Origin of the sequence: Streptomyces africanus, from assembly GCF_030816955.1 — a bacterium.
GTDB classification, from domain to species: Bacteria; Actinomycetota; Actinomycetes; order Streptomycetales; family Streptomycetaceae; genus Streptomyces; species Streptomyces africanus.
The window spans coordinates 1105375-1122364 of the sequence record NZ_JAUSYP010000001.1; the positions used below are offsets into that span (position 1 = coordinate 1105375).

The 16990-nt window shown below is 73.2% G+C and carries 18 protein-coding genes; 6 read left to right on the forward strand and 12 right to left on the reverse strand.

Features of this window, described 5'->3' with window-relative positions:
• Positions 1–4: 4 nt before the first annotated feature.
• From QF034_RS05175 to QF034_RS05185, 3 genes are all read right to left on the reverse strand, one after another.
• Positions 5–376, reverse strand: coding sequence for a VOC family protein (locus tag QF034_RS05175; RefSeq protein ID WP_307173810.1), 372 nt, complete (start codon positions 374–376; stop codon positions 5–7).
• Positions 377–400: 24 nt separating this feature from the next.
• The gene (locus tag QF034_RS05180; RefSeq protein WP_307173811.1) at positions 401–1384 is read right to left on the reverse strand and encodes a DUF6397 family protein; all 984 of its coding nucleotides are present in this window, start codon (positions 1382–1384) and stop codon (positions 401–403) included.
• Between the two features lie 132 nt (positions 1385–1516).
• A complete protein-coding gene (locus QF034_RS05185) occupies positions 1517–1930 on the reverse strand; it encodes a roadblock/LC7 domain-containing protein (RefSeq protein ID WP_020277333.1) in 414 nt (137 codons plus the stop codon).
• A 104-nt stretch (positions 1931–2034) separates the two neighbouring features.
• On the opposite strand from QF034_RS05185, the gene QF034_RS05190 reads away from it, so the two are divergent.
• Positions 2035–2463, forward strand: a complete 429-nt coding sequence (locus QF034_RS05190) for a PPOX class F420-dependent oxidoreductase (RefSeq protein WP_307173812.1) — start codon at positions 2035–2037, stop codon at positions 2461–2463.
• 22 nt (positions 2464–2485) lie between these two features.
• On the opposite strand, the gene QF034_RS05195 is transcribed toward QF034_RS05190, so the two are convergent.
• The 5 genes from QF034_RS05195 to QF034_RS05215 all read right to left on the reverse strand — a co-directional run bounded on the left by QF034_RS05195 (position 2486) and on the right by QF034_RS05215 (position 7493).
• Positions 2486–3091 carry a GTP-binding protein gene (locus QF034_RS05195; protein WP_307173813.1) on the reverse strand — a complete coding sequence of 202 codons (606 nt, stop codon included), beginning with the start codon at positions 3089–3091 and terminating at the stop codon, positions 2486–2488.
• Positions 3092–3250: 159 nt separating this feature from the next.
• A complete protein-coding gene (locus QF034_RS05200) occupies positions 3251–3661 on the reverse strand; it encodes a DUF742 domain-containing protein (protein WP_307173814.1) in 411 nt (136 codons plus the stop codon).
• Positions 3662–3683: 22 nt separating this feature from the next.
• On the reverse strand, positions 3684–4121 hold the full coding sequence (locus QF034_RS05205) for a roadblock/LC7 domain-containing protein (RefSeq protein WP_020277336.1): 438 nt from the start codon (positions 4119–4121) through the stop codon (positions 3684–3686).
• Entirely contained in the window at positions 4118–6637 is a 2520-nt protein-coding gene (locus QF034_RS05210; protein ID WP_307173815.1) for a sensor histidine kinase, read from the reverse strand. The genes QF034_RS05205 and QF034_RS05210 overlap by 4 nt, the downstream gene beginning before the upstream one ends.
• 82 nt (positions 6638–6719) lie before the next feature.
• A complete protein-coding gene (locus QF034_RS05215; protein WP_307173816.1) occupies positions 6720–7493 on the reverse strand; it encodes an MHYT domain-containing protein in 774 nt (257 codons plus the stop codon).
• A gap of 152 nt (positions 7494–7645) precedes the next feature.
• On the opposite strand from QF034_RS05215, the gene QF034_RS05220 reads away from it, so the two are divergent.
• A complete protein-coding gene (locus QF034_RS05220) occupies positions 7646–8245 on the forward strand; it encodes a class I SAM-dependent methyltransferase (RefSeq protein ID WP_307173817.1) in 600 nt (199 codons plus the stop codon).
• Between the two features lie 33 nt (positions 8246–8278).
• On the opposite strand, the gene QF034_RS05225 is transcribed toward QF034_RS05220, so the two are convergent.
• Positions 8279–9181 (reverse strand): oxygenase MpaB family protein, encoded by a 903-nt coding sequence (locus QF034_RS05225; protein ID WP_307173818.1) that lies wholly within the window; start codon positions 9179–9181, stop codon positions 8279–8281.
• Positions 9182–9280: 99 nt separating this feature from the next.
• Between QF034_RS05225 and QF034_RS05230 the strand changes: the two genes are divergently transcribed.
• Positions 9281–9577 (forward strand): hypothetical protein, encoded by a 297-nt coding sequence (locus QF034_RS05230; RefSeq protein ID WP_307179803.1) that lies wholly within the window; start codon positions 9281–9283, stop codon positions 9575–9577.
• A gap of 132 nt (positions 9578–9709) precedes the next feature.
• Positions 9710–10567 carry a hypothetical protein gene (locus QF034_RS05235; protein WP_307173819.1) on the forward strand — a complete coding sequence of 286 codons (858 nt, stop codon included), beginning with the start codon at positions 9710–9712 and terminating at the stop codon, positions 10565–10567.
• Positions 10568–10629: 62 nt separating this feature from the next.
• Here the strand turns inward: QF034_RS05235 and QF034_RS05240 are convergent, their stop codons facing one another.
• A complete protein-coding gene (locus tag QF034_RS05240) occupies positions 10630–10812 on the reverse strand; it encodes a tail-anchor membrane protein (RefSeq protein ID WP_037674045.1) in 183 nt (60 codons plus the stop codon).
• 289 nt (positions 10813–11101) lie between these two features.
• On the opposite strand from QF034_RS05240, the gene QF034_RS05245 reads away from it, so the two are divergent.
• Both QF034_RS05245 and QF034_RS05250 read left to right on the forward strand, forming a co-directional pair.
• Positions 11102–13924: an SCO1167/SCO6262 family helicase gene (locus QF034_RS05245; protein ID WP_307173820.1), complete on the forward strand. Its 2823-nt coding sequence runs from the start codon at positions 11102–11104 to the stop codon at positions 13922–13924.
• Positions 13921–15204 (forward strand): SWIM zinc finger family protein, encoded by a 1284-nt coding sequence (locus QF034_RS05250; RefSeq protein WP_307173821.1) that lies wholly within the window; start codon positions 13921–13923, stop codon positions 15202–15204. Before QF034_RS05245 ends, QF034_RS05250 begins: the two co-directional genes overlap by 4 nt.
• On the opposite strand, the gene QF034_RS05255 is transcribed toward QF034_RS05250, so the two are convergent.
• Positions 15193–15543 (reverse strand): hypothetical protein, encoded by a 351-nt coding sequence (locus QF034_RS05255; RefSeq protein WP_307173822.1) that lies wholly within the window; start codon positions 15541–15543, stop codon positions 15193–15195. The genes QF034_RS05250 and QF034_RS05255 overlap by 12 nt on opposite strands.
• Positions 15544–15749: 206 nt before the next feature.
• Positions 15750–16916, reverse strand: coding sequence for a xylose isomerase (gene xylA, locus QF034_RS05260; RefSeq protein ID WP_307173823.1), 1167 nt, complete (start codon positions 16914–16916; stop codon positions 15750–15752).
• Positions 16917–16990 lie beyond the last annotated feature (74 nt).

The window sequence follows — 16990 nt, forward strand, 5'->3', positions numbered from 1 at the left end:
CGGTTCAGGTTTGCTGGAGGACGGACAGCACGTTCCCCGCCGGGTCGGTGAACCACGCGATCAGCGGGCCGCCGCCGCGGAAGATGCCCTTGTCGTCCGTCTTGAGGTGGTCGTAGCGCTCGAAGCGCACCCCCCTTCTGCTCAGCTCGTCGACCGCCGCCTCGATGTCGTCGACGGGGAAGTTCAGGATGGTGTATGTCGCCGGGGTGTGGTCCTCCTTCGGGTAGACCAGGATGTCCCGGTCGCCCGCGATGTGCAGGGTCAGCAGGCCGTGCTCTTCCGAGACGCGCAGTCCCAGCGTGTCTCCGTAGAACGTCCTGGCCGCCTCGATGTCGTTCACGGAGAACCCGCTGAACGCCTTCGTCGTACCGAACATGATCGCCTCCCGGACCTAGTCTCCTCACAGGTCGGACCGGGACGCATCCGGAAACTCATCGCTCATCGGGCGGACGGCGGGGCCCGTGCCCTCCGCCCGGCAGGGGGCGGGCAGGGTCACCCCGTAGGCCGCCGGCCTCTGCGACGCAGCCAGCCCAGGACGCCCTGGGAAGGGGGGGTGGTCCGGGGGTGCCGGGCGGGCCTCCTGCTGTAGGGCCGGTTCCGGGGCCGGACGTGGTGCCGGGTGTTGCCTTCGGGCCGTTTCCATCGTGTGGGCGAGGTCCGCGCGGAACCAGGCCACTTCGTCCGGCTCGCTCGCCGTCATGAGCTCCTGGGCCCGCTCGGCGGCGGGCGAGCCGGGCGCGCCGTGTGCCGGCAGCCGGGGGCGGCAACGGTTCAGATGGTCGCGCTCGTACGGGTCCTCGACGACGTCCGCCACGTCGGCCGGGTCGAGGAGGCAGGCCACGGCCGCCGCGTGGGCCCACGGGTCGTCTCCCGCCTGCCGCAGCAGGAACCCGATGTGCCGTCCCCGCCAGTTGCGGGGCCGCCGGTCCAGCTTTGCCTTCAGCCCTTGCCGCACCTCCGCGGGCATGCGGCCGGTCAGCAGCCGGGTGTTGCTCTTGTCGGCCGCGAACTGCCGTAGTTCTTCGGCCAGATAGAGCCAGACGACGGTGCGGTAGCGGTTCAGATAAGAGCGGACGGGCACGAGGAGGCCGAAGCGCGCGAGGCTCGTGAACCTGGTGGGTGTCACGTCCATGATCTCGGCACCCCCATGGGTGCCCACGGTCGCGACGCGCTCGCGCAAGGCGTCCGGGAAGCCGTCCTCGGCGCGCAGCCGGTCGATCTCGGCGCGGGCGACCCGTCGGCCTCCGCCTCCTTCGTCGGGGACGGTCCGGATGAGTCCGAGATTCACCGCCAGGTCGAAGTCACCGCGCCTGAGGTCGAGTTCGCGCGCGGCCCGGCTCGGGGCGCAGGTGAGGCGGTCGGATTTCGCGATGGTGCCTGACATGGTCGGTCTCCCCCGTGGAGTCAGCGTCAGCGGCTCACGCCGTGTGCGGTCGCCGTGAAAAAACCGTAGCCGCTTCGGCGGATCGCGTGGCGAGCCTGTGGATAACTCCGCGGGGGATGGCGAACACCCAGGTCAGACGTCTGTTTCCGGTTTCCGTTCAGGCTGGCGCGCATCGACGTCGAGGTGCTCGCCGACCCGGTTGACCAGCAGGGTCATCTCGTAGGCGATCTGGCCGATGTCGGCCTCCGCGCCGCTGAGGACGCACAGACAACTGCCCGTGCCGGCCGCGGTGACGAAAAGCACCGCGTCGTCGAACTCGATCATCGTCTGGCGTACGCTGCCCGCGCCGAAGTGCCGTCCCGAGCCCTTGGCCAGGCTGTGCAGTCCGGACGACACGGCCGCGAGGTGCTCCGCGTCCTCGCGGCGCAGTCCGGTGCTCGCCCCTGTCACCAGGCCGTCGTTGGACAGGACCAGTGCGTGCCGCACCTGGTGGACGCGCTCGGTCAGGTCGTCCAGCAGCCAGTCCAGTCCCTGGTTCTGCGCCATGTTCCGATCTCCCCGTTTTCTCCCCGTGCGATTCTCCTCCTGGCCGGAGGATCTCCACGCCAGCCTTCCCCACGACCGCTGCCGGGGCAAGGAGGATGGGAGCCATGGCAGAGAAGATGACCGACGCGCAATGGCGGGAGTTCGTTTCCCACGGCACCCGCACCGGAAAGCTCTCCACGGTCCGGGCCGACGGGAGCCCGCATGTGGCCCCGATCTGGTTCGTCCTGGACGGCGACGAGCTGGTGTTCAACACCGGCAAGAACACCGTGAAAGGGCGCAATCTCATCCGTGACGGCCGGGTCGCCCTGTGTGTGGACGACGACCGGCGGCCGTACTCCTTCGTGGTCCTGCGGGGCCGCGCCCGTGTCTCTGAGGACCTCGACGAGATACGCCACTGGGCCACCCGCATCGGCGCCCGGTACATGGGCGAGGAACGCGCCGAGGAGTTCGGTGCCCGCAACGGCGTCCCGGGCGAACTCCTCGTCCGGGTCGCCATCGACAGGGTCCTGGCGGAGCGGGACGTCGCGGACTGACCGCGGGGCCCGTGCCCTTCGGTCATCCGACCGAGTCGAGGAGCCGGGCGGTGTGCATCCGCCCGGCGTACTCGACGAGCCGGATCAGGACCTCCTTCCCCGAGTCGCGGTCCCGGGCGTCGCACAGCACCACGGGTGTGCCCTGGTCGAGGTCGAGGGCGCGTGAGACGTCCGGGGCGCCGTGCCGCCGGGCGCCCGCGAAGCAGTTGACGGCCACCACGAACGGGATGCGCCGGTGCTCGAAGTAGTCGACCGCGGGGAAGCAGTCCTCCAGGCGCCGGGTGTCCGCGAGGACGACCGCGCCGAGCGCCCCCTGTGACAACTCGTCCCACAGGAACCAGAACCGGTCCTGGCCCGGTGTGCCGAACAGGTACAGGGAGAGGCCGGAGCGGATGGTGATGCGTCCGAAGTCCATGGCGACGGTCGTGGTGGTCTTGTGGTCCACGCCGTCGGTGTCGTCCACCAACTGGCCGGCTTCGCTGAGCAGTTCCTCGGTGCGCAGCGGCCGGATCTCGCTGACGGCGCCCACCAGGGTGGTCTTGCCCACGCCGAACCCGCCGGCGACCAGAATCTTCAACGCCAGTGCGGAGGTCTCGCCGCCGGTGGCGTCGGAGTGCTCGGAGACCATTGATCACTTCTCTCGGGAGTGCCGGCAAGGGGTGAGGTGAGGCGAGGGGCGGTGAGTACGGGGGGGTGTGTGGGTCGGGTGGTGGTGTGCGTGAGTCGGGTGGTGGTGTGCGTGGGTCGGGTGGTGGTGTGCGTGCGTCAGGTGGTGGAGTGCCTGCGTCTACAGCGCCCTCAGTCCTGCGATCACCTCGCGCAGAATGCGCTCGTCGGGCAGCTGTGCCGGCGGCACGGGGCGGCTGACGGTTACGCAGCCGAGTTCCAGGAGGTCGCCGAGGAGGACCCGGACGACGCCCACGGGCAGATCCGCGTCTGCGGCGAGTTCGGCGACCGACTGGGTCTCCGTACGGCACAGATCGAGGAGGTTGCGGTGTTCCGGGCCGAGCGGGGCGTCGTCCACGCCGGGCGCGGCCGGGTCGAGCGTGACCAGGGCGATCAGGTCGAACCGCACGCCGGTGGGGCCGGGCCGGGTGCGTCCGCCCGTCATGGCGTAGGGCCGGACGAGCGGGCCGGCCTCGTTGTCGTACCACTGGCTGCCCTGCTCGGCCGGGGTGCCCGTCGTGTCCTCGGTCATCTGCGCGGACCGCCCTCTCCGTTCATCCGGCGGCGGGTGGCCGGGCGCCGACGCGGGGCGCGGTGCCGAGGTGCTCGCCGACGCGTTTGACCAGGCGTGCCATCTCGTAGGCCACCAGGCCGATGTCGGCGGTCACGGCGGTGAGGAGGGCGAGGCAGGATCCGTCGCCCGCGGCGGCCACGAACAGGAAGCCCTCGTCCATCTCCACCATGGTCTGGCGGACCCCGCCGGCACCGAAGTGCCGCCCGGCTCCCTTGGCGAGGCTGTGGAAGCCCGAGGCGACCGCGGCGAGGTGTTCGGCGTCCTCGCGGCGCAGGTCGGTCGAGGCGCCCACGGCGAGGCCGTCGTTGGACAGCACCACGGCGTGCCGTATCTCGCTCACGCGGAGCACCAGATCGTCCAGCAGCCAGTCGAGTTCGCCGGAGCTCCGGGCGGAATGCGTGCTCGGGTCCTGGATCATGCGGGGTCTCCTTCGCTGCTGTGGCTGCCCGTCGGGCGGGGAGTGGTTCCGCGGCCGGGTTGCCTGCCGCCGCCGCGCGTCCAGCCGGCGCGGTACGCCGCCATGCGGTCCCGGACGGCCTCGGGCGTGCGTTCGTCGTCCCGGGGCGCGGGCGAGGGCGGCGGCTCTTCGGGTCGCCCGTTTCGCAGTTGGGGCGCGAGGCTGGCCTGCCGTACGCGACGCGGGAGGTCGCCGGAGTCGTCGGCCTGCTCCTGGGGCCGGTGCAGTCGCAAGGTGGCCACTCCTGGGGGTGGGGTATGGCTCGCGGTCTCCGCGACGGCCGGGACGGGAGCCACCAGGGAGCGCCGGCCGGCCGGTGCCGGGACGGCGTCGGGGACGGTGTCCTGATGCGGGAGGTCGTCGGGCACGCGCGCGTGGGCGCGCTCCTCGCGCTGGTGCGCGTGCACCGCTTCACCGTGGGAACGTTCCGCGGCGCCGGTGTGCCGCAGGGCCGTGGGCACCAGGACGACCGCGGTGGTGCCGCCGTACGGCGAGGTCCTCAGGTGGACCTTGACGCCGTGCCGGGCGGCGAGCCTGCTGACCACGAACAGGCCGAGCCGGTCGCTGTCGAACAGGTCGAGCGCCTCGGACTGCTCGATGCGGCGGTTGGCCTCGGCGAGGGTCTCCTTGCCCATGCCGAGGCCGCGGTCCTCGACCTCGACGGCGTAGCCGTTGCCGACGGGTTCGCCGGTGACGCGCACGCGCGTGTGGGGCGGCGAGAACTGTGCGGCGTTCTCGATGAGTTCGGCCAGGAGGTGAGTGAGGTCGGCGACGGCCGCGCCGACGACGGCCGCCTCGGGGAGTTGCCGTACCTCCACGCGCGCGTAGTCCTCCACTTCGGAGACGGCCGCGCGGACCACGTCGGTCAGGGAGACGGGCATGCGCCAGGCCCGCCCCGGGGCCGCTCCGGAGAGGATGATCAGGCTCTCGGCGTGGCGCCGCATGCGGGTGGTGAGGTGGTCGAGGCGGAAGAGGTCGCTCAGTTCGTTCGGGTTGTCGGAGCGGCGTTCCATGCTGTCGAGCAGGCTCAGTTGCCTATGGACGAGGATCTGGCTGCGGCGGGCGAGGTTGACGAAGACGCCGGAGATGCCGCTGGCGAGTTCGGCGCGCTCGACGGCGGCCCGCAGCGCGGCCCGGTGGACGGTGCCGAGGGCCTCGGCGACCTGCCCGGTCTCGTCCTCGGCGGCCGGTCCCCGCGGTGCCTCGGCGCGGATGTCGATCTCCTCGCCCGCGCGCAGTCTCCGCATGGCCTCGGGGAGTTTGCGCCGGGCGATCTCCAGGGCGCTGTTGCGCAGGCTCACGAGCTCCACCACGAGGCCGCGGCCGATGCGTACGGAGATGACGAGCGAGGCGGCGACGGCGGCGAGTCCGAGCAGGACGGCCGCGCCGGCCGGGGTGAGCAGTCCCCGGGTGAACGGGTCGGCTCGTTCCGCGACGTCGCGTGCGGCGTCGTTCTCGATCGCGCGCATGCCGTTCTGTACGCGCGCGTGGGCGGTGTGCCAGGTGCTCTCGGGTGCCGCGTCGATCGCCTTGGCGCCCGGTCCGGCGGCGAGGATCCCGTCCTCGGCGTCGCCCAGCCCGGCATATGCGCTGCTCTCGGTCAGGGCGCTCCACGCGGCGCGTTCGGTGCCGCGCAGGTCGGCGACGGCCGACTCGGTCAGGGAGCGGCGCAGTTCGACGGCGCCGGTGAAGAGCCGAAGCCGCTCCCCGGTCAGTGTCCCGGAGAGGCGGGCGCTCGCCCACAGGGCGTCCTCCCGGGCCAAGGCCTCGCCCGCGCGGGAGAATTCGAGCAGCACGCGCGCGTCGGAGCCGAGGTCGGCGTCCTGGATGCCGGTGAGGGCACCGCCGACGCCGAGAGCGTCCGAGATGGTCCGGGTGTAGCCGCCGTACGTCTCGGCCCAGTCCGCGCGCCGGTCCCGCACCTCGGTCCGCAGCGGACGCAGTTGCCCGGCACCGGTGACGAACGCCTCCAGGCGGCGGGCGACTCCGGCGGGCAGGTCCTCGCTGTCGGCGACGGTGCTGTCCTCGCCGAGCCGCAGTTTCGCGACGGCCCGGTCGGTGCGCCGGGCGAGTTCGTCCAGCTCGTCGGTCCCCGCGGCGGAGGGGTCGGTGGCGTGGCGTACGGCGGCGGCGCGTTCGGCCTGGAGGGCGGCGACCGCGGCGGAGACGGGGGCGCGGACCGTGGCGTCCACGCGCTGGACCTGCCGCAGCCGGGAGATGTCCTGGGCGGTGGTGACGGTGGCGTGGGCCCACAGGGCCAGGAGGGAGACGACCGGGACCATCAGGAGGCAGACGATCTTGGCGCGCACGGTACGGGGGCGTATGTGCCAGCGCTCCGCGCGCGTGGCCGCTCCGTCCGGTGCGGCCTCCGAGAGGGCCTCGCCGTCCTCGTCGGCCGGTGGTCCGGCGTGCGCGCGGCGCCCGCGCGGAGGCGGCGCCTCGGCGCCGGCCTCGGGGGTCCTACGGGGTGTACGCATGAACTCCTCGCTCGGGGGTGGTTCGGGGCGTGTCACCCCGGCTTCAGGGCATGCCGTCCGGGCTATGGGGGTCTGCCCGCGGCTAACGGGCGACGTTCTCGACCGGCCGCTGGGCCGACGCGGACGCCTCGCGCTCCCCCGCCGTCGGCGACAGCGCGACGAAGGCGGAGGTCAGGAAGAGGTAGGACCCGAGGCCGACGGCGAGGGGGAAGACGAACTGCATCGCCGTGGCCCCGGGCAGTGCCTCCCCCGAGGGCGTCACGCGCACGCTCACCGCGAACATCCCGGTGTAGTGCATGCTGCTGACGGCCGCGCCCATGATCAGGGAGGCGAGGGTGACCGCGACGGCCGACTTGATGTTGAGCGCCGCCCACAGGGCCGCCGTCGCGGCGACGACGGCGATCAGGACGGAGAGCCCGACGAGCACCGGGTCATAGGCCACGTCGCCGTGCAGGCGGACAGCGGCCATGCCCAGGTAGTGCATGCTCGCGACGCCGAGGCCGGTGGTGAGCCCGCCGATCAGCAGGGCCCGGCCGCGGTCCCGGCTGTAGCCGACGGCGAAGACGCCGGCGCTGACCACGACCATGGCGACGAGCAGGCTCAGCAGGGTGAGCGGCACGTCGTAGCGGATATCGGTGCCGCCGACGCTGAAACCGAGCATGGCCACGAAGTGCATGGTCCAGATGCCGGTGCCGATCGCCGAGGCGGCGGTGACGAGCCAGTTGCGGCGCGAGCGCCCGGTGGCGGCGAGCGCGCGGACGGTGCAGCGCAGTCCGAGTGCGGCGCCTGTGCAGGCCATCACGTACGACAGTGCGGGGGTCAGCCAACCCAGGGCGGCGTGGTCCAGGTGTCCCATGGCCCCGGGACGCTAGACCCGGCAGGGGCGCACAAAGGGGGCGCATTTCGAAAGGTGTTGGAATATGACGCAAGGATGTACCGGAACGATCGGGTCACGCTCGAACGTGTGCACTGAGGCGTCATCCGTGCCGGTGAGGAATCATGCCGTACATGAGCGACGACCAGACGCGTGTCCAGGAGTTCTTCACCGCCCGCGCCGCCGACTGGGACAGCCGGTTCCCCGACGACGGTCCGGCCTACGCGGCCGCGGTCGCCGAACTCGGACTGCGCGCGGGCGACCGCGTGCTCGACGCGGGGTGCGGCACCGGACGCGCCCTGCCGCCGCTGCGTGCCGCCGTGGGGCCCTCGGGTGTGGTGCTCGGCGCCGATCTGACCCCGGCCATGCTGCGGGAGGCCGTGCGGGCCGGACGGGACCGTGACGGGGCGTTGCTGCTCACGGACGTCGCCGCCCTGCCGCTGCGCTCACACGCGCTGGACGCCGTGTTCGGGGCGGGGCTGATCTCGCACCTGCCGAGTCCGGCCGAGGACCTGCGGGAGCTGGCACGCGTGGTGCGCCCCGGTGGTGTGCTCGCGCTGTTCCACCCGATCGGCAGGGCGGCCCTGGCCGCCCGCCACGGCCGCGCGCTCACCCCGGACGACCTGCGCGCCGAGCCCAACCTGCGGCCGCTGCTGGCCGGTTCGGGGTGGCGCATGACGTCGTACGTCGACGAGGACTCCCGCTTCCTGGCGCTCGCCGTCCGCGAGGACTGAGCAGTCGCCGTCCGCGAGGACTGAGCAGCCGCGTCACCCGGCCTCGGTGTCCGACGCCGCCACGTGCCGCACGGGACAGCCCCGGACGCCGGGGACCGGGCGCGTGCCCAGGTCGGCGAGCCGGTAGCCGTCCGGGTAGCCCTTGATCTCCCAGTTCTGGCGGGCGAAGTGCGGGGCGCGCCGGGGCGGCAGCAGACGGACGGCGCGGCCCCGCAGCCGTACCGCGCGACGCACCCACGCGCGCGTGGCGGCGCTCGGCGGGGTGTAGCGGAAGGCACGCAGCAGTGAGTCGTCGAGCAGGGCGAGGGTCGTGGTGCGCAGCAGCGGGGCGAGCGGGCGCGGGTACCAGGAGGACATCAGGTCGAGCGTGGCGTCCGAGACCCGCCGGGCCTGCTCGTCCCAGGCGAAGCGGTCCGCCTCGTAGTCGTCGAGGCAGGTCTCGAACTCCTCGTAGGTCTCGGGGATGTCCTTGATGCCCATGTGCCGGCCCAGCGTGCGGTAGTGGACGACACTGGCGACGATCTCGTGGCGCGACAACCTGCGCCACCCGTAGGCGTCGATCCACCGTTTGGGCACCACGACGAACGTGCAGAGCACGTAGCGCATGTCGTCGTCGCTGATGTCGTAGCTGCGGTGCATCTGGTTGATGCGGCGGATCGCGGTCCTGCCCTGGTCGCTGCCGAAGCCGTGCTCGACCACGGCGTCCAGGAGCAGCGACGTGTCGTCGTAGCGCTTCTGCGTCCGCTCCGTGAGCTCCTCCGTCTCGGCGAGCAGCCGGCCGATGCTCGGGACCGCGTAGGTGCGGTACAGGGCCAGTTCCAGGGCGCGGGTGAAGTCCCACGGGAACTCGTACGCCACGCTCAGCCGGTAGATCTCCGTGGCCTGCCGGTACGGGTCCATCCGCCGTATCTGTTCCAGGCGCGCGAAGCGCTTCACAGTGCCGTCCCCCTTCTGTCACCGGATCTGCAACTTTACGTTGGTGTCCGGGAGATGACCGGCACGGCGGGACATCCGCACTGGGGGAAGGTGGTCAGCATGTGGGGCAAGGTCCGCAAGGCCGGAGGAAGAGTCGCTCACGCCCTGCGCACGGAGCCGAAGGCCGGCGGGGACAAACGTCCACACAATCTTTTCGAGGCGGCGGCGGCCTACGTCACGGCTAACGCGGAGGACGACCAGGAGCGGGCCGACGAGGCGGCCGGCTGGGTGTCGCCCGAGGCGCTGTCGTTCGGGGTGAACGAGCTGGCCTGCCGGGCCGTCGTCGCGCTCGCGCGGGAACGCGGCCAGTCACCCCGGACCGTGGCCCGTGAGTTGCTGGGGCTGCCGGCGGAGTGACGCACCCGGCGGGGACGGCCGATTCGCCCCGTCCGCCGGAAAACGGCAGCTCCACGTGTGCTTGCGGGCCCGTGACAAGGGGCTTGCGCGCGCACTAGGGTGCGCGCCGGTGGACGAAATGGGGAGGCTGGGATGGCCGGGACGGACGAGGACACCGTCGCCGCCGCGGACGACGCGCTCTATGTGCTCACGGCGGTGCTGCTGACGCCGGCGAAGTTCCCGAGCGTGCTGGGCGACGACTATCCGGAGGCGTGCGCGGCGCTCGGCCTCGCGCCGCTCGCCGACGGGTACGGGCTGGTGCTCGGCCAGGACGGTGACGGCGCCCGGTGGACCGTGGTCATCGACGACGTCTCCCTGGTGGCCGTCGCGATCGCGTCCTGGGACTGCGGGATGGAGTACGAACTGTCGCCCGACGAGCGCACGGTCGTCGCGGCCCTGCCCGGCTGGCCCCTCGCGGTCGCCGTCGCGGCACCCGGAGTGCCCGCGCCGCACGATCCCGGCCCGGAGGCCGACGACCGGCCCCCGCTGGCTCCGCCGGACACCACCGTCTGGGGCCCCGCCCAGCGGCGCCTGGGCGCGGACGAGATCGCGCTTCAGTGGGCGACGTGGCGGGAACAGGTCGACGACTCGGCCTTCCCGGCGCCGGGGTCCTCGGCGCCACCGGGCGACGCGGGCGCGGCGGCCGGCGGTCCGGACGGAAGCGGGGGGAACGGGCAGCAGGGCCACAGCGGCATCCGGCGCGTTCTCGCGGAGGCCCGCACCTACATCGACTCGCCGCCGCCGCTGGGCCGGGTCCGGTCGTCGTTCGCACCGGGTGACGCGCGGACCCTGCGGGCCGACGGTCCCGGCTGGTCGCTCGTGGCCAGGACCGACGACATCGCCTTCGTGCTGCTCGACGAGGAACCCGGCGAGGTCCTGCCGGTGGGGCGGGGGCCGGAGCTGCCGGGCCTCCTCGAGGCCCTCGACAAGATGGCCGTACGGCCGAACTGAGCTGGTGGGCCGTACGGCCGAAGCTAGCCGGTGCGGCCTTCGCCGCGCTGGTCAGCAGCGCGTCAACGGCCCAGTTCCTTCCGGGTGGCACGGCGCAGCCTGCGCCGCTGTGAGGGGTCCAGCGTGAGGTACGCGGCGGCCGGGACTCCCAGGATGATCAAAAGCGCGGCCCACCAGGGCAGCCAGATCAGCAGGATGAGCCCGACCGCCACACCGCCTACGGCGATCTTGGCGTTCTTCGACATGACTGTCGCCTCCTTCGCGGCCACTGCCGCTCTCTGTCTCGAAAACGGGCCCGCGCTTGCGGCAGTTCCGGACCGCGACCCTGAGACATCCCTGAGGTGCGCCCCCTACACACCCCCGACCTCCCCATAGTGACTCACGTCACACATCAGTCATACCCGCGTGCGCCAGAAGTGCTGTACCCTCGGCGACTCCGACCCGCTAGTCAAATTTGAGGAATCAGCCATAGCCGAGCATCCGACTCCCCCGGCACCCTCCTCCCATTTCCCCGAACTGGCCCGCTGCCGCACCGTGTTCGTCCCCGGCGACCCGGCCCGGACCGGCAGCGTCGCCTTCTGGCGGCCCGACGGCGAGGCCCCGCCGACCGTGACGTCGGCGTCCGCCGCGGACCTGACCGTCGTCGTGCCCGGCGGTGACGGCGTCGAGCCGCTGAGCGTGCCCGCGGTTCTGCTGCCGGTGCGCGCGGCCCTGCCGGTCCTCACACGTGCGCGTGCCGAGGGTCATGGGCACCGGTCCACCGTGTTCTGGGGCGCGGCGGCCGCGCACGCCCTGCACCTCGTGGCCCGCGGACTGCTGCTGCCGGGGCTGTCCCCGGCCGACCACGATGCCTGGCGGACGGGCCCGCTGCGCGCCGAGGACGTCGAGGCCGTGCGCCGCCTCGCCGCCGCCATGCCGCCCGAGGCGCACGCCGTGCCACTGGCGGGCGCCGGGCCCCTGCGGCTGCCGGACCCGGAGCGGCTGCTGCGCGCCTTCCTCGACGCGGTCGCCGACACCCTGCCCCGCTCCCCCGCCGCGCCGCTGGTCACCGGCGGCCCCGCCTACGCGTCGCCCGAGCCGGTGCGTCTGCCCGAGCAGCGGGCGTGGGCCGCCGACGTCGCCGCGGGCCACGACGCGGGAGTGCGGCTGTCGCTGCGCGTCGACGCGGGCGGCCTGACGGACGCGGCGGACGCGGCGGACGACGACGCGGACGACGACGCGGACGTGACGTTCCGGGCCGTGCTCCAGGTGCACAGCGTGAACGATCCCGCGCTCGTGGCGGACGCCGCGGACGTCTGGTCCGGCGCCGGGGGCGAAGCCTTCGGCCCGCGCGCGCGGATGGACGCCCTGCTCGCCCTGCGCCGCGCGGCCCGGGCCTGGACCCCGCTCATGCCCCTGCTGTCGGCGACCGTGCCGGACGCGGTCGAGCTCGCCGACGAGGAGGTCACCGAGCTGCTCGGCGCGGGCGCGCGGGCGCTGGCGGCGGCCGGAGTGGACGTGCACTGGCCGAAGGGACTGACCCGCGACGAGCTCACCACGCGCGCGGAGGTGGGCCCTGCCGACGACGAGCCGGAGTCCGGCACGTCCTTCGCGGCCATGCCGTCGTTCCTGTCCGCCGACGCGCTGCTCGCCTTCGACTGGTCGTTCGCGCTGGGCGACCGGCGGCTGAGCCGGGAGGAGCTGGACCGGCTCGCCGAGGCCAAGCGCCCCGTGGTGCGGCTGCGCGGCCAGTGGGTCCTGATCGACCCTCAGGAGGTGCGTCTGGCCCGCTCCCGGCAGGACCACAAGGTGACGCCGGTGGACGCGCTGGGCGCGGCCCTGACGGGCTGGGCGGAGGTGGACGGCCGCCGGGTCGAGGTGCGGCCCACCGGGTGGCTGACGGCCCTGCGGGAGCGGCTCGCGGACCCCGAGGCGCAGCAGCCCGTGGAGCAGCCGGCGGCCCTCGCCGCCACCCTGCGGGACTACCAGCGGCGGGGCCTGAACTGGCTCGCGGGGATGACCTCGCTGGGCCTCGGCTGCTGCCTCGCCGACGACATGGGGCTCGGCAAGACGATCACGCTGATCGCCCTGCACCTGCACCGGCAGACCGACGCCGGGTCCGCCGGGCCCACCCTGGTGGTCTGCCCGACGTCCCTGATGGGCAACTGGCAGCGGGAGATCGAGAGGTTCGCGCCCGGCACACCCGTGCGGCGCTTCCACGGCGCGCGGCGCGGCCTCGACGGCCTGGCCGACGGGGAGTTCGTGCTCACCACGTACGGCACGATGCGCCTGGACGCGCCCCGGCTCGCCGAGGTGCCGTGGGGCATGCTCGTCGCGGACGAGGCCCAGCACGTGAAGAACCCGCACTCCTCGACCGCGCGGGCACTGCGTTCGATCGGGGCACGCGCGCGCGTGGCGCTCACCGGCACCCCGGTGGAGAACAACCTGTCGGAGCTGTGGGCGATCCTCGACTGGACCACTCCGGGGCTGCTGGGCCGGCTCGGGACCTTCCGCAGGCGGTACGCGGAGGCCGTCGAGGGCGGTCAGGACCCGGCCGCCGCGGACCGGCTGGCCCGGCTCGTACGGCCGTTCCTGCTCCGCCGCCGCAAGGCGGACCCGGGGATCGCGCCCGAGCTGCCGCCGAAGACGGAGACCGATCACGCCGTGTCGCTCACCCAGGAGCAGGCGGGCCTGTACGAGGCCGTGGTGCGCGAGGCGCTCGCGGAGATCGCCGGCGCGGACAGCATGGCGCGGCGCGGACTGATCGTGAAGCTGCTGACCGGCCTCAAGCAGGTCTGCAACCACCCGGCGCAGTACCTCAAGGAGGAGCGGCCGGTGATCGCCGGACGCTCCGGGAAGCTGGAGCTGCTGGACGAACTGCTCGACACGATCCTCGCCGAGGAGGCGGGCGTGCTGGTCTTCACGCAGTACGTGCAGATGGCCCGCCTCCTCGAACGGCACCTGGCCGCCCGCGGCACGCCCTCGCAGTTCCTGCACGGCGGGACGCCCGTCGCCGCACGCGAGGCCATGGTGCGGCGCTTCCAGGACGGTGAAGTCCCCGTGTTCCTGCTGTCGCTGAAGGCGGCGGGCACCGGCCTGAACCTCACCCGGGCCGAGCACGTCGTGCACTACGACCGCTGGTGGAACCCGGCCGTCGAGGCCCAGGCGACCGACCGCGCCTACCGCATCGGCCAGACCCGGCCCGTGCAGGTGCACCGGATCGTCGCCGAGGGAACCATCGAGGACCGCATCGCCGAACTGCTGGCCCGCAAGCGGGCGCTGGCGGACGCGGTCCTGGGCTCCGGCGAGGCCGCCCTCACGGAGCTGACGGACGCGGAACTGGCGGATCTGGTCGAACTGCGAGGGGGGCTGCGATGACTCGGCACGACGGTGACACGGAGCGCACGTTCGCCGCGCTGCCGCCCGCGCACGGGCGGGGCTTCGCACAGACCTGGTGGGGTCAGGCGTGGCTGAAGGCGCTGGAGGACACGGCACTGGACTCGGCGCAGCTCAGGAGGGGCCGCCGGCTCGCGCGCGCGGGAGCGGTCGGCGCGGTGTCGGTGCGCCCTGGGCGGCTCACGGCCGTCGTACAGGACTCTGACCGCACGGCACACCGGGCCGACGTCCTGCTGGAGGAGCTCTCGCCCGGACAGTGGGACCGCTTCCTGGACATGGCCGTCGAGCGGGCCGGTCACGTGGCGGCGCTGCTGGACCGTGAGATGCCGCCGCACCTGGTCGAGGACGCCGCGGCCGAGGGCGTCGAACTGCTGCCGGGTCTGGGCGATCTGGAGCCGGAGTGCGGTTGCGGAGCCTGGGACCACTGCGGGCACACGGCGGCGCTCTGCTACCAGGTGGCACGCCTGCTGGACCAGGACCCGTTCGTCCTGCTCCTGATGCGCGGACGCGACGAAGTCGCCCTGCTGAACGCTCTCCAGTCGCGCAGCGGCGCGTCCGCGGCGGAGCGTTCCGGCCAGGAGGGGGTGGACGCGGCCGAGGCGTACGCGGCCGGCGACATCCTGCCTCCGCTGCCGCCCCTGCCCGAACTCCCCGACGAGCCGGGGGTGCCGCCGTCCCTGGACACCGAGACACCGCCCGCCCCGGGCATCGACCCGGCCGCGCTGGAGTTCCTGGCCGCGCGGACCGCCGTACTGGCCCACCGCCTGCTCGCCGAGTCACTCCGGGACCCTGCCGAACGGCGCCCTTCCGGCGCGGACCCGACCGTCTCGGAAGACGCCGTACGACTGGCCGCGGGCGAGCCCGGGCAGGAGGTGGCGGACCGGCTGGCCGACGGGTCGGGGCGCGGCCGGGAGGGGCTGGCAGCGGCGGTCCGTGCGTGGCGGCACGGCGGTACGGCCGCGTTGGCCGTGCTCGACGAGGAGTGGAAGGCTCAGGGCGAGACGCTCGCACGCGCGCGTGCCGCCCTGGAATCGGCCTGGGACGCGGACGAGCGGCCGGAGCTGCGGGCACGGGGCAACCGCTGGACGGTCGTCGGCGCGCCGGTCCAGCTGCGCCTCGGCCGGGACGGCCGGTGGTGGCCGTACCACAAGGAGCGCGGCCGCTGGCTGCCCTCGGGAGGCGCCGCACAGGATCCGGCGACGGCACTGACGTCGGCGGAACTCGCCGCCGCGGAGGGAGCCGCTCCGAGCTCAGGGCAGTAGCGCGCCGGTGGCCAGGGACGGCAGGAGCGATGCGAGGTCGCTGGGCAGATCGCTCGGCAGCCGGCTGGGAAAGCCCGACGGCAGCCGGGTCGGCAGGTTGCTGGGCAGCTCGGTGGGCAACCGGGTGGGCAGCTTTGTGGGGATGCCGAAGGACGGGGCGGGGGTGGGGCTCGTGCTCTCGGCGGGCGGCTCCCGGTCCGGCGAGTCGTCGCCGCCCCTGGCCATCAGCACCACGACGGCCACGGCTGCGACGGCCATCAGCACGACGAGCAGGACGAGCAGGGGATTCCGGCGCCGGGGAGGCCGGGGCGGGTGAGGCGGAACGGGTGGCGTGGCCATACCGACCAGAGTCGCCGCGCACCGCTCAAGACGGCAGGGGCGCACGGAAGTTGATACGGGCTCATGGCGCGGATCGCATGATTCCGGAGCATTACGGGTCCGTTGGCCGGTCACGCACCCCGTGACCGGCCAACGGACGCGCACACGCGTGTGCCGATCGGGCACCGCACGCGCGCGTGCCAAGAGCCCCGCACGCGCGCGTGCGCTCAGCCGCGCGCCCCCAGCAGGTGGTCCATCGCCAGCTGGTCCAGACGCTCGAAGGCCATGCCGCGGGCGGCGGCCGCCTCGACGTCGAAGGTCTCGAAGGCCGACCGGTCGGCGAGCAGGGACTGGAGGCCGTCCGCGGCGGTGGGCTGGGCCAGCTCGTCCAGGCGGGCCGCGGTCAGGGCCTCCTGGACCTCGGGGTCGGCGCGGAAGGCGGCGGCGCGCTCCTTGAGGATGAGGTAGTTGCGCATGCAGCCGGCCGCCGAGGCCCACACCCCGTCGAGATCCTCGGTCCGCGGGGGCTTGAAGTCGAAGTGCCGCGGGCCGGTGTAGCCGGCCGACTCCAGCAGGTCGACCAGCCAGAACGCGGCGCGCAGGTCACCGGCGCCGAAGCGCAGGTCCTGGTCGTACTTGATGCCGGACTGGCCGTTGAGGTCGATGTGGAAGAGCTTGCCCGCCCACAGCGCCTGAGCGATGCCGTGCGGGAAGTTCAGCCCGGCCATCTGCTCGTGCCCGACCTCGGGATTGACGCCGTAGAGCTCCGGACGCTCCAGGCGCTCGATGAACGCCAGGGCGTGGCCGACGGTGGGCAGCAGGATGTCGCCGCGCGGCTCGTTCGGCTTGGGCTCGATCGCGAAGCGCAGGTCGTAGCCCTGGGAGGTGACGTACTCGCCGAGCAGGTCGAAGGCCTCCTTCATGCGGTCCAGGGCCGCGCGGACGTCCTTGGCGGCGCCCGACTCGGCGCCTTCCCGGCCGCCCCACGCCACGTACACCTGGGCGCCGAGCTCGACGGCGAGGTCGATGTTGCGGATGGTCTTGCGCAGCGCGTAGCGGCGCACGTCGCGGTCGTTGGCGGTGAAGGCGCCGTCCTTGAAGACCGGGTGCGTGAAGAGGTTGGTGGTGGCCATCGGGACCTTCATGCCCGTGGCGTCCAGCGCCTGCCGGAAGCGCTTGATGTGGGCCTCGCGCTCGGTGTCGCCGGAGCCGAACGGGATCAGGTCGTCGTCGTGGAAGGTGACGCCGTGGGCGCCGAGCTCGGCCAGTCGCTGCACCGTCTCGACCGGGTCGAGGGCACGCCGCGTGGCGTCGCCGAAGGGATCCCGTCCCTGCCAGCCGACGGTCCACAAGCCGAAGGTGAACCTGTCCTCGGGGGTGGGCTGGTAGCTCATGCCGCGGCTCCTTGCTCGCTGAGGCTATTTCGTCATGCCGATTTACAAATTAGTATGCGAGCACCTTCCTGGGA

What these genes read in the sequence shown, in the direction of transcription:
- QF034_RS05200 (WP_307173814.1), bottom strand. Translation starts at nt 3,661, where the DNA reads ATGACCGAGGACACGACGGGCACCCCGGCCGAGCAGGGCAGCCAGTGG.
- QF034_RS05185 (WP_020277333.1), bottom strand. Translation starts at nt 1,930, where the DNA reads ATGGCGCAGAACCAGGGACTGGACTGGCTGCTGGACGACCTGACCGAG.
- QF034_RS05250 (WP_307173821.1), top strand. Translation starts at nt 13,921, where the DNA reads ATGACTCGGCACGACGGTGACACGGAGCGCACGTTCGCCGCGCTGCCG.
- QF034_RS05230 (WP_307179803.1), top strand. Translation starts at nt 9,281, where the DNA reads ATGTGGGGCAAGGTCCGCAAGGCCGGAGGAAGAGTCGCTCACGCCCTG.
- QF034_RS05255 (WP_307173822.1), bottom strand. Translation starts at nt 15,543, where the DNA reads ATGGCCACGCCACCCGTTCCGCCTCACCCGCCCCGGCCTCCCCGGCGC.
- QF034_RS05240 (WP_037674045.1), bottom strand. Translation starts at nt 10,812, where the DNA reads ATGTCGAAGAACGCCAAGATCGCCGTAGGCGGTGTGGCGGTCGGGCTC.
- QF034_RS05205 (WP_020277336.1), bottom strand. Translation starts at nt 4,121, where the DNA reads ATGATCCAGGACCCGAGCACGCATTCCGCCCGGAGCTCCGGCGAACTC.
- QF034_RS05190 (WP_307173812.1), top strand. Translation starts at nt 2,035, where the DNA reads ATGGCAGAGAAGATGACCGACGCGCAATGGCGGGAGTTCGTTTCCCAC.
- xylA (WP_307173823.1), bottom strand. Translation starts at nt 16,916, where the DNA reads ATGAGCTACCAGCCCACCCCCGAGGACAGGTTCACCTTCGGCTTGTGG.
- QF034_RS05220 (WP_307173817.1), top strand. Translation starts at nt 7,646, where the DNA reads ATGAGCGACGACCAGACGCGTGTCCAGGAGTTCTTCACCGCCCGCGCC.
- QF034_RS05235 (WP_307173819.1), top strand. Translation starts at nt 9,710, where the DNA reads ATGGCCGGGACGGACGAGGACACCGTCGCCGCCGCGGACGACGCGCTC.
- QF034_RS05215 (WP_307173816.1), bottom strand. Translation starts at nt 7,493, where the DNA reads ATGGGACACCTGGACCACGCCGCCCTGGGTTGGCTGACCCCCGCACTG.
- QF034_RS05195 (WP_307173813.1), bottom strand. Translation starts at nt 3,091, where the DNA reads ATGGTCTCCGAGCACTCCGACGCCACCGGCGGCGAGACCTCCGCACTG.
- QF034_RS05180 (WP_307173811.1), bottom strand. Translation starts at nt 1,384, where the DNA reads ATGTCAGGCACCATCGCGAAATCCGACCGCCTCACCTGCGCCCCGAGC.
- QF034_RS05210 (WP_307173815.1), bottom strand. Translation starts at nt 6,637, where the DNA reads ATGCGTACACCCCGTAGGACCCCCGAGGCCGGCGCCGAGGCGCCGCCT.
- QF034_RS05175 (WP_307173810.1), bottom strand. Translation starts at nt 376, where the DNA reads ATGTTCGGTACGACGAAGGCGTTCAGCGGGTTCTCCGTGAACGACATC.